Origin of the sequence: Spirillospora sp. NPDC000708, assembly GCF_040299565.1 — a bacterium.
Lineage (GTDB): Bacteria > Actinomycetota > Actinomycetes > Streptosporangiales > Streptosporangiaceae > Spirillospora.
Genome location: NZ_JBEPCJ010000001.1, coordinates 89,758 through 97,832, shown reverse-complemented (window position 1 = coordinate 97,832; position 8,075 = coordinate 89,758). Strand labels below are relative to the sequence as shown.

General features: G+C 73.1%; 9 protein-coding genes. 3 read left to right on the top strand and 6 right to left on the bottom strand.

Annotation, left to right across the window (positions count from 1 at the left end; genetic code table 11):
- Positions 1-105: 105 nt before the first annotated feature.
- A complete protein-coding gene (locus tag ABT299_RS00460) occupies positions 106-1,398 on the bottom strand; it encodes a serine hydrolase domain-containing protein (RefSeq protein ID WP_500249259.1) in 1,293 nt (430 codons plus the stop codon).
- A gap of 135 nt (positions 1,399-1,533) precedes the next feature.
- Between ABT299_RS00460 and ABT299_RS00455 the strand changes: the two genes are divergently transcribed.
- Together ABT299_RS00455 and ABT299_RS00450 are read left to right on the top strand one after the other, a co-directional pair.
- Complete coding sequence (locus tag ABT299_RS00455) at positions 1,534-1,686, top strand: hypothetical protein (RefSeq protein ID WP_500249258.1); 153 nt, start codon at positions 1,534-1,536, stop codon at positions 1,684-1,686.
- A 345-nt stretch (positions 1,687-2,031) separates the two neighbouring features.
- On the top strand, positions 2,032-2,316 hold the full coding sequence (locus ABT299_RS00450) for a hypothetical protein (protein ID WP_190851906.1): 285 nt from the start codon (positions 2,032-2,034) through the stop codon (positions 2,314-2,316).
- A gap of 123 nt (positions 2,317-2,439) precedes the next feature.
- On the opposite strand, the gene ABT299_RS00445 is transcribed toward ABT299_RS00450, so the two are convergent.
- On the bottom strand, positions 2,440-3,303 hold the full coding sequence (locus ABT299_RS00445) for a helix-turn-helix transcriptional regulator (RefSeq protein WP_500249257.1): 864 nt from the start codon (positions 3,301-3,303) through the stop codon (positions 2,440-2,442).
- On the opposite strand from ABT299_RS00445, the gene ABT299_RS00440 reads away from it, so the two are divergent.
- Positions 3,302-3,820, top strand: a complete 519-nt coding sequence (locus tag ABT299_RS00440) for a VOC family protein (RefSeq protein ID WP_500249256.1) — start codon at positions 3,302-3,304, stop codon at positions 3,818-3,820. The genes ABT299_RS00445 and ABT299_RS00440 overlap by 2 nt on opposite strands.
- A 20-nt stretch (positions 3,821-3,840) precedes the next feature.
- On the opposite strand, the gene ABT299_RS00435 is transcribed toward ABT299_RS00440, so the two are convergent.
- From ABT299_RS00435 to ABT299_RS00420, 4 genes are all read right to left on the bottom strand, one after another.
- Complete coding sequence (locus ABT299_RS00435; protein ID WP_387020366.1) at positions 3,841-4,038, bottom strand: three-helix bundle dimerization domain-containing protein; 198 nt, start codon at positions 4,036-4,038, stop codon at positions 3,841-3,843.
- 101 nt (positions 4,039-4,139) lie between these two features.
- Positions 4,140-5,951: a hypothetical protein gene (locus ABT299_RS00430; protein ID WP_500249255.1), complete on the bottom strand. Its 1,812-nt coding sequence runs from the start codon at positions 5,949-5,951 to the stop codon at positions 4,140-4,142.
- 5 nt (positions 5,952-5,956) lie between these two features.
- On the bottom strand, positions 5,957-6,190 hold the full coding sequence (locus tag ABT299_RS00425; protein ID WP_190851921.1) for a hypothetical protein: 234 nt from the start codon (positions 6,188-6,190) through the stop codon (positions 5,957-5,959).
- A gap of 2 nt (positions 6,191-6,192) precedes the next feature.
- Positions 6,193-8,067 (bottom strand): hypothetical protein, encoded by a 1,875-nt coding sequence (locus ABT299_RS00420; RefSeq protein ID WP_500249254.1) that lies wholly within the window; start codon positions 8,065-8,067, stop codon positions 6,193-6,195.
- Positions 8,068-8,075: the final 8 nt, after the last annotated feature.

Below are 8,075 nucleotides of genomic sequence, written 5' to 3'. Positions count from 1 at the left end.
CCGCCGCCCCCCCCCCCCCCCCCCACTCCCCCGCGGGCCTGTCCGGCGGGGCGCCGCAAGCGAGCGGCGGCTCGGCGTTGGCGCGACCGGCTGAACGAGAGCGGATCAGGCTTCGACCCGCCCGGCCACGCGAACGTCGGCCCGGCCGGTGTGCAGGAAGCGCGCGCGACCCTCGCCGTCGTCTCCCAGGAACGCGACCGGGCCGTGGCCGGGTTCGGCGGGCACCAGGGAGTCGCCCCGCCAGCCGAGCAGTTCCGTGCGGTACGGCTCGTCGCCGGCCCCTACCGCGAGGCCGACGGGGACCTTCTCCAGCCACAGCCGTCCCTGTTCGTCGGCGGTCACCGTGGTCCGGCTCGTGCTCGACAGGTAGACGCCCGCGCAGCGCCTCACGTCCGGGCGCGCGACGGGATCGGGGACGGGCTCGGCGGGCGACTCGATGACCCTGCCGAGGATCTCCTTCATCAGCGGCTTGCGGTCGCCGCCGTTGGTGCAGATCGCCACCGCCACGTCGCGGCCGGGGTCGACCCGCAGGACGGCCGACTGCCCGATGGTGTTGCCGTCGTGACCGAACACCGGGCCGCCCGGCAGGTCGTAGAGCTCCCAGCCCAGGCCCCACGCCCTGCCCCAGCCGATGTCGGGCAGGGCGACCTGCGGCTCCCGCATGGCCCGCAGCCCCTCGTCGGCCAGGTGCGCCCGGGCGAAGACCACCAGGTCGCGCGGGGTCATGGCGAGCATCGACCCGGCGGGCGCGTTCGAGCGCGCCAGCGCCCAGACCGGTGCGGGCCGCCCGCGCAGATGCCCCACCGCCGCCCGATGCAGGATCGCCTCGTACGGATCGTTCGCCGCGTGCGTCATGCCCAGGGGCGTGAACAGGCGGTCCCGCATGCACCGGTCGAACGGCTCGCCCCGCACGACCTCGACGATCCGCCCGAGCACGCTGAAGCCCGCGTTGTTGTAGGAGAACATCTCCCCGGGCTCGAAGAGCTGCGGCACGTCGGCCAGCAGTTCCACGTACCTCTCCAGGCAGTCGTCCCCCTTGCCGGTGTCGGTGAACACGTCCCCCTCGAACCCGGCCGTGTGGCACAGCAGCTGCCGGACGGTCGCCTCCCGGAACCCGGGAAGGTAAGTGGCCACCGGCGCGTCGAGCTCCACCAGCCCCTCCGCGACCAGCCCCATCACCAGCGTCGCCGTCAGCACCTTGGTGATCGACCCGATCTGGAACACCGAGTCGACGGTCGCCTCCACCCCCGTCGCCTTGCTGAGCACCCCCGCCGCCGCCTCGACCACCCGGCCCCCGGCGTCGACGGCGACCGCCACCCCCGGCACCCCGTGCTCCTCCGCCAGCCCCGGCAGCCGCTCCCGCAGCCACCCCCCGATCTCATCGATCTCCACCCTCATCCGCCCACCGTAGACGGCTGCGCCGACACCCCTTAGGGCGCCCGCCGCCCGCAGGCAAGCCGACGTCCGCGCACTGGGCGGGTTCCGCAACGCCGATGACGCGCGCCCGACTGTTCCCGCGCGCGTCATCGTCCGGTGAAGCGCGCTTCGCGGCGCTCCAGGAACGCGGCGCTGGCGCTGATGGCCGACGTCCGGGTCGCGGCGCGGCGTGCCCGCTTCGGCGAGCTGTTCGTCAAGCGCGGGCTGTGCAGCGACGTCGCCCGGCCGGCCCGGCTCGTCGGCCGCTGATCGGTCCGTGGGTGCCCGGCGCGGTCGCCAGGCACCCACAAGGGACGGACAAGCGGAGATCGGATCCCACCGCTGGACCGAGGATAGTGGCCCATGACCGCCGGGGCTCGAGAAGCGCGCGGGACGAAGCCGAAAGTTCCCTGGTGAACGCCCGAACGATCAAGGGCGGATCGGCCGAGCGGAAGGCGATGGGTCCGGACAAGTCCGTTGGAATCGCCGCCCCATCCGTCACCTGACAACGTTCCGTCACCTCTGCTATACGTATAGTCACCTCACCTGATCGGGGTGGGGACAACCGGTGCCCACACTGGGGATCCGGGCGTGACAAGGAAGAAAAGGGAACACATGAACTCCTTCAGCTACACCGAGCTGGACAAGCTGGCCGGCGAGGTCCTGCCGGAGCGCGCGGTGCTCTCCACCCTTCTCGTCGGTGGCGACAGCGACAACGACAACCAGAACTTCAACCTCGGCGGCGGCGGCCACGACGGCGGCACGACCGCGGTCGTCCCGGACTGCCAGAGCAACATCACCCACTCGCAGGGCGGCCTCGTCGGCGCGCTGGGTCTCAGCTCCGAGAACCCCAACTCGTCGTTCACCTGCTCCGCCAGCTCGGTGGTCTCGGGTCACTGATCCGAAACGACGCACTCGCGGGCTTCGGCCCGCAGAGGGGAAGGGCCGGCGTTCGCACGCCGGCCCTTCCTCCATTCCAATGATCACGGCCGCGCGGGAGACCCGCTGACCGGGGCGTTCGGCTCAGGCGTTCGGGGAGTCGGAAGCGCCCGCCATCACCGCCAGGCGGAACCTGGCCTCATCCTCGGTACCGGGCGCCGCGGTGAGGACGACGATCTTGCGTTCCGCGTCGCCGTCGCTCAGGACGTCGCAGTCCACCGCGATCGGCCCTGCCGCCGGGTGCTGGACGATCTTGTGGTCCTCCCGGTGCGCGCCGACCGCGCCGGACGCCCACAGCTCGGCGAAGCGCGGGCTGCTCGCCGCGAGGTCCCGGATCAGGCCCGCCAGGCGCGCGCTGTCCGGGAACCGTCCGGTGGCGCGGCGCAGGTCGGACACGACGGAAGCCTCGACTTCGGACCGGCTGAGCGAGGTCACCGGCCAGTGCGACAGGCGGGGGGCGGCCCCGTCGGCCGGAAAGGTGTCCCGCGCGAAGTTGCGCAGTGCCGACGGCGTCGAGGACGGGTCGCCCAGCAGCGCCGCCCAGCAGCGGTTCCACCAGATCAGCTGCCAGTCCGCGGCGAACACGGCGGCCGCGGAGCCGCCGAGCCGGTCCAGCATGCGGTGCAGGCCGGGCGGGATGCGGTCCGAGATCTCCCCGCCGGCCGGAGGGGCGAGCCCGGCCAGCCGGTAGAGATGGTCCCGCTCGGCGTCGGTGAGTTGCAGGGCGCGTGCGAGCGCGGCGGTCACCTGTGCCGACGGCGTCGCATGGCGCCCCTGCTCCAGGCGGACCACGTAATCGACCGAGATCCCCGCGAGCTCGGCGAGGTCCTCCCGGCGCAGTCCCGTGACCCGGCGCCTGTGGCCGCCGGGCAGTCCCGCCGCGTCCGGCGCGACACGGCCGCGCCAGGTGCGCAGCATCGGGCCGAGTTTCGCGACGTCAGCGGTCATGAAACCGATTGTCGCACCCGGCGCCGCCGCGAAGGTGGTAACGGTTTTCCTACCGAATTCCTCTCTCTGGCCGCCGCCCCGGCGACCCGCGAGCCTCGTGGTCATGACCTTGACGTTCTCCCACGACCACGTGGGCATCACCGTTACGCCGGAGGACCTGGACGCCACCATCGCGTGGTACTCGCGCAACCTCGGTTTCGCCGTCGACCAGCGGTTCGAGGCCCACGGCACGACGTTCGTCTTCCTCACCGCAGGCGACGTGAAGATCGAGCTCCTCGCGGGCGCCTCGGACCGGGGCGCGGCGTCGGCCGACGACATCCTCACGAGCATGCACACGTCGCGCCTGCATCACTTCTGCCTGGCCGTGGCGGACCTCGATGCGGCACTGTCCCGGCTTCTCGAACTCGATGTGCCGCTGATCGGCGGCCCCATGGAGATAGCGGCGACCGGTCGGCGCATCGCCTTCGTCACCGACAACGTCGGCACCATCATCGAGCTCAGCGACCCCGGCACATGACTCTCCGGCCGTAAGTCGACTCAGCCGGACAGGTGTTCGTGAGCGTGCCGTTCGACCAGGATGGGGACGAAATCGCGGATGGGCCGCCCGTCGAAGTGGTGGTGGACGGCCTCGACCGTCCGGGTGATCTCCTGCGGGCTGTAGTGATCACCGTAGGTCTTCAGCAGGCGCGTCGTGACCTGCTCCATGGCGGTCCTCTCGTAGACCTCGGTGTCCATCGTTCCGGCTCCTTTCCATGAGGGTCAGGTCGATCTCCCCAGGAAATCCGTAACCGCTCATGTGCACCCCATGCGCACGCCAAGGTCTGTTTACCGAGAGTTCACCGAGGGCCGCCCATGACGTCGATGAACTCGATGCCCTGGGAGGCGAGGCGGGACGAGAGACCGGAAAGGGTCCTGCCTTCGGGGGCCACGTTCGCGTTGGTCACCACCCTGACATAGCGACCTTGCTCGATCGCTCCGACCGCCTGCCGCAGGACGGTCCGCTCCTCGGCGGAACCGGCTCCGGCCAGTGCCGCCTTGAGCTCCCGGAGGACGGCCGCCTTGTTCTTCTCGAAGTTGGTGGTCAGAGCGCTCACCGAGCTCACGTTGCCGGCACGGGTGAGGGCCTTGTTGTCGACGAAGAACACCTTCTGGCCCTTCATCGTGACCATGTCGATCCCTCCCTGGTTCGTGCCGCGGACATCCGGCTTGTACGACAGGATCGTGTGCCCCTCGGCCGCGAGCCATTCCGTCGCCGCTCGCTCACCGAAGTTGCCGCGGGCCAGGCGGGGAGCGGGCGCGCCCTCCGCCGGCGACACCCCTTCGGCGGCCGGCACCGCTGTCACATCGTCCGCGGCCACGCCGGTGACCTCGTCATGGGGAGGCGGTACGGGCGTTCCCGGCGCGGGCTCGGACGCGCGCTTCGGAGCGGACGTGTGCCCAGCCGCCTGCTCCGGGCCGGGACTCTTGGCGGGAGCGGTCGGCGTGGGTCGCGCGGAAACGGCCTTGGGCGCGGTCACCTTGCGGTGGACGCCCAGGTGGACGGCGCTGGAGAGAGCGGCCATGAACAGGCCGGCCGGGTCGGTGAGATGGAGGATCAGGTCGTCGGCGAAGCCCTGACAGCTGAACCGGCCTCGCCACCGGGCCAGGACCTGGTCGACGGTGACGGCGAACGCCTGCGACAGCTCGTGCGTGGCGAGGCCGGCGGCCAGCGCTGCGACGGCCTGGCGGGCGAGCGTCTGAGCGGCGGGGTCGCCGGCGAAGCGGGCGAAGAGCGCGCCGGTGAGGCGGCCGCCGAGCCGGACCAGGACGATCTGGACGGCGGTGTCCAGCGCGATCGAGGTCCAGTCGACCGTGTCGCCCTGCGCCGCGGCGACGGCGCCCTTGCCGATGTTGGCGGCGATCGGCGCGCCGACCGAGACCGCGGTCAGCGTCTCGCCCAGCGTCAGGCCGCCGATGCCGGTGCCGAGGACCTCCGGGGCGAGACCGAGCGCGGCGCCTCCGGACGCGACGGTGGCGAGCACGCCCAGGGTGATGAAGGCGACCTGCTCGGTGATCTCCAGGGTGGTCAGCAGGCGCTCGCCGCCCTGGAGGGTCTGCTCGATGTAGCGGCCGACCAGGGCGGAGATCTGCGCGGACGCGGCGTCGGCGTCGGCGAGGTGCCGGGCGGCCTCGGTGAAGGAGCCGTGGCCGAGGGCCTGCCGGGCGGCGGCCTCGCTCCGCGCCAGGGCCGCCTTCAGGGCCGGCAGGTCGGGACCGGGGTCGTGGTAGCCGGACTGGGTGAGGGACGCCCACGCCTTGATGGCGCCGGAGCTGATCGGCATCTGCTCGTCGAGGCGCGCGTGCGCCTCGTAGCGGGTGAGGGCGAGGTCCGCCCGCCGGGCGCCGCGCTCCAGCCCGTCGGCCAGCGCCGACCGGGCCGCCGCGCGGAGCCGTTCGGCCCGGTCCCGGGTGAGCGAGAGGGGCGTCCCCCGGTAGGTGGTGCGCAGCGTCCCGTCGGACGCGGGGGCCAGCCCGTCCACGGCCTCCATCACCGCTGTGAGCGTGGCGCGGGCGTCCCCCGCGGGCGGGGACGGCCGCGCCTCGCGGCCGGCGGGCGCGGGGACCGGCGGTGCGGGTACGGCCGCCTTCTCGACGGCGTGCTCGCCCATCGCGGTCAGGGAACCGTCAGGACGTCGCCGGACGGTCCGGCGTCGCCGTTCAGCGGGGCGCCGTCGTCGCCGGCGGCGGACTCGGCGATCAGCTCGTCCAGGATCTGGATGGCGCCGCTGATGCGCAGCAGCGTCTCGCGGAGGGCGGTCTCCTGGGTCACGAGGTCGCGCAGCCGCCGTTCTCCGGTGGCGAGGTCCTGGCGGAGTTCGGCGAGGCGGGCTTCGAGGCGGTCGGGCATGGTCACTCCGGTCTCGGTGAGGCGATGCGCAGGTGGGCGGGTTGCCCGTGCAGTTCCGGGTGCAGGTAGCGGCCGCGTTCGTGCTCGGGCTTGTCGTGTTCGGTCCTGATCCGGTGCTCCTGCGCCCACCTGTCCTGGCGGACGCCGGTGACCTGCCAGCAGACGGTCACGCGCGGGCGGCCGGTGCGGATCGTCAGGGTGCCGCCGGTGATCTCGCCGGCGACCTCGGTCGGGACGCCGGCCGGGGTCAGCTGGAAGCGGTGGTCGCGGTTGAGCGCGGCGAAGTAGGACGGCAGCGCGACCTCGGCGCGGCCGTCGTCGCCGGTGACGGCGGTGCCGCAGTACACGTTCAGCATCTCCGGCGACTCGACGAAGGAGTGCGCGAGGTAGCGGTCGCCGGGGTCGAGCGGGTGGTCGATCCGGAACCCGCCGCCCGCCTTCAGCAGGCTGCCGTACACCTCCAGGTTGTTGTAGGTCCGGACGATCGAGCCGCCGCTCTGGATGAGCAGGACGCCGCCGCCCTGGTCCCAGATCCGTGACCCCCACAGCGTGAGGATGGCGGGACCCCACGGGTTCCCGAACTGGCCGCCGAAGACCAGTTCGCCCGAGTCGACGTTCATCTGCAGGCCCCAGCCGTGCCCGGTGCCGTACATGCCCAGCATCTGGTCGCCGGCCATCCCGACGAAGCCCCGGTCGCCCCCGTTGTTCTGGTGGAACCAGATGCCCGCGGTGTCGCTGCCGCCCTGCCGGACCCGCATCCGGGCCGAGACGTCCAGGGCGCCGCCGTCCCCGGGGGCGCCGACGGACAGCCGGTCGTACCCCGACCAGAGCCGGGCGTACCCGTCGGCGGCGTACCAGACCCACCGCTCGCCCCGCCCGGGGTTCTCGACGAAGCGGGACACCGACCGGTCGGCGAAGGACAGGCCGCCCGCGGTGCCGCCACTGTGGATCTCCGAGCCCTCCACGTGCAGGATCCGCTGCGGCCCGGTCGCGCCGATGCCGACCTGTCCGGCGGGGTCCACGATGAGGCGGTCGGCGTTCGCGCCGCAGTCGGTCAGCCGGAAGCCGCCGCCATCGTCCACCGCCAGCTCGTGCTCCCTCGCGCCGGTCGGGGACGGCAGCCGCAGCCCGGTGCCGGTCAGCCGCAGCAGCGGGCGCGCCCCGTCCGTGCCCGGCAGCAGGGTCAGCCGGACGCCGCCCGCGTCCGCCTCCATCAGCGCGGTCTCCCGCTGCCCGACCTCCCCGGTCATCGCCGCGACGGCCACGGCGGCGGACGTCGGCTCCTGGAGCGACAGCCGGGCGGCGACCCGCCGCGGTCCGGGGTCGAGCCCGGTGACCTGGCCCTGGGCGTCCAGGGTCACCGCCGCGAGCACCACCTGCCGCCCGTCGTCGACGAAGCCCAGGGCCGGGACGAGGCGCAGCCACGGCGCGTGCAGCAGGACGGGCGCGCTGGTCAGGGTGCCCTGCCCGATCACCTCCCGCCACGTGAGGGTGAGCAGGCACGCGCCGGTCGCGCCGGTCGTCACGGCGGCCACCCCGCCGGCCGGGACCACGACGGTCGGGACGTCCCTCATCTGGTCGGGCGGGACGGTGGGGTCGACGATCACCGTGCCGCCCTCCACCACCGCGACGACCCGGCCGGAGGAGTCGATCGCGCTGCCCGGCAGGACCGTCGGCGCCGACCCGGCCGCCACGCGGACGGTCAGCCCGGCCGCGACGCCCGAGGAGTGCAGCGCCGCGGTCCGGATCCGGTCCAAGGGGAGCAGGTACTCCTCCATGTCGACGACGGACTCGCTGTGCCCGGTCGCCCCCGACCGGACGATGGTGGGCCTGCCGGGGTCCCAGTACTCGATGCGCATGATGGCGCCCTCGCCCATGGAAGCGT

Bases quoted from the DNA above. Each gene is read 5' to 3' on its own strand.
- ABT299_RS00460 (WP_500249259.1), bottom strand. From the start codon at position 1,398: ATGAGGGTGGAGATCGATGAGATCGGGGGGTGGCTGCGGGAGCGGCTG.
- ABT299_RS00450 (WP_190851906.1), top strand. From the start codon at position 2,032: ATGAACTCCTTCAGCTACACCGAGCTGGACAAGCTGGCCGGCGAGGTC.
- ABT299_RS00440 (WP_500249256.1), top strand. From the start codon at position 3,302: ATGAAACCGATTGTCGCACCCGGCGCCGCCGCGAAGGTGGTAACGGTT.
- ABT299_RS00445 (WP_500249257.1), bottom strand. From the start codon at position 3,303: ATGACCGCTGACGTCGCGAAACTCGGCCCGATGCTGCGCACCTGGCGC.
- ABT299_RS00435 (WP_387020366.1), bottom strand. From the start codon at position 4,038: ATGGACACCGAGGTCTACGAGAGGACCGCCATGGAGCAGGTCACGACG.
- ABT299_RS00430 (WP_500249255.1), bottom strand. From the start codon at position 5,951: ATGGGCGAGCACGCCGTCGAGAAGGCGGCCGTACCCGCACCGCCGGTC.
- ABT299_RS00425 (WP_190851921.1), bottom strand. From the start codon at position 6,190: ATGCCCGACCGCCTCGAAGCCCGCCTCGCCGAACTCCGCCAGGACCTC.
- ABT299_RS00420 (WP_500249254.1), bottom strand. From the start codon at position 8,067: ATGGGCGAGGGCGCCATCATGCGCATCGAGTACTGGGACCCCGGCAGG.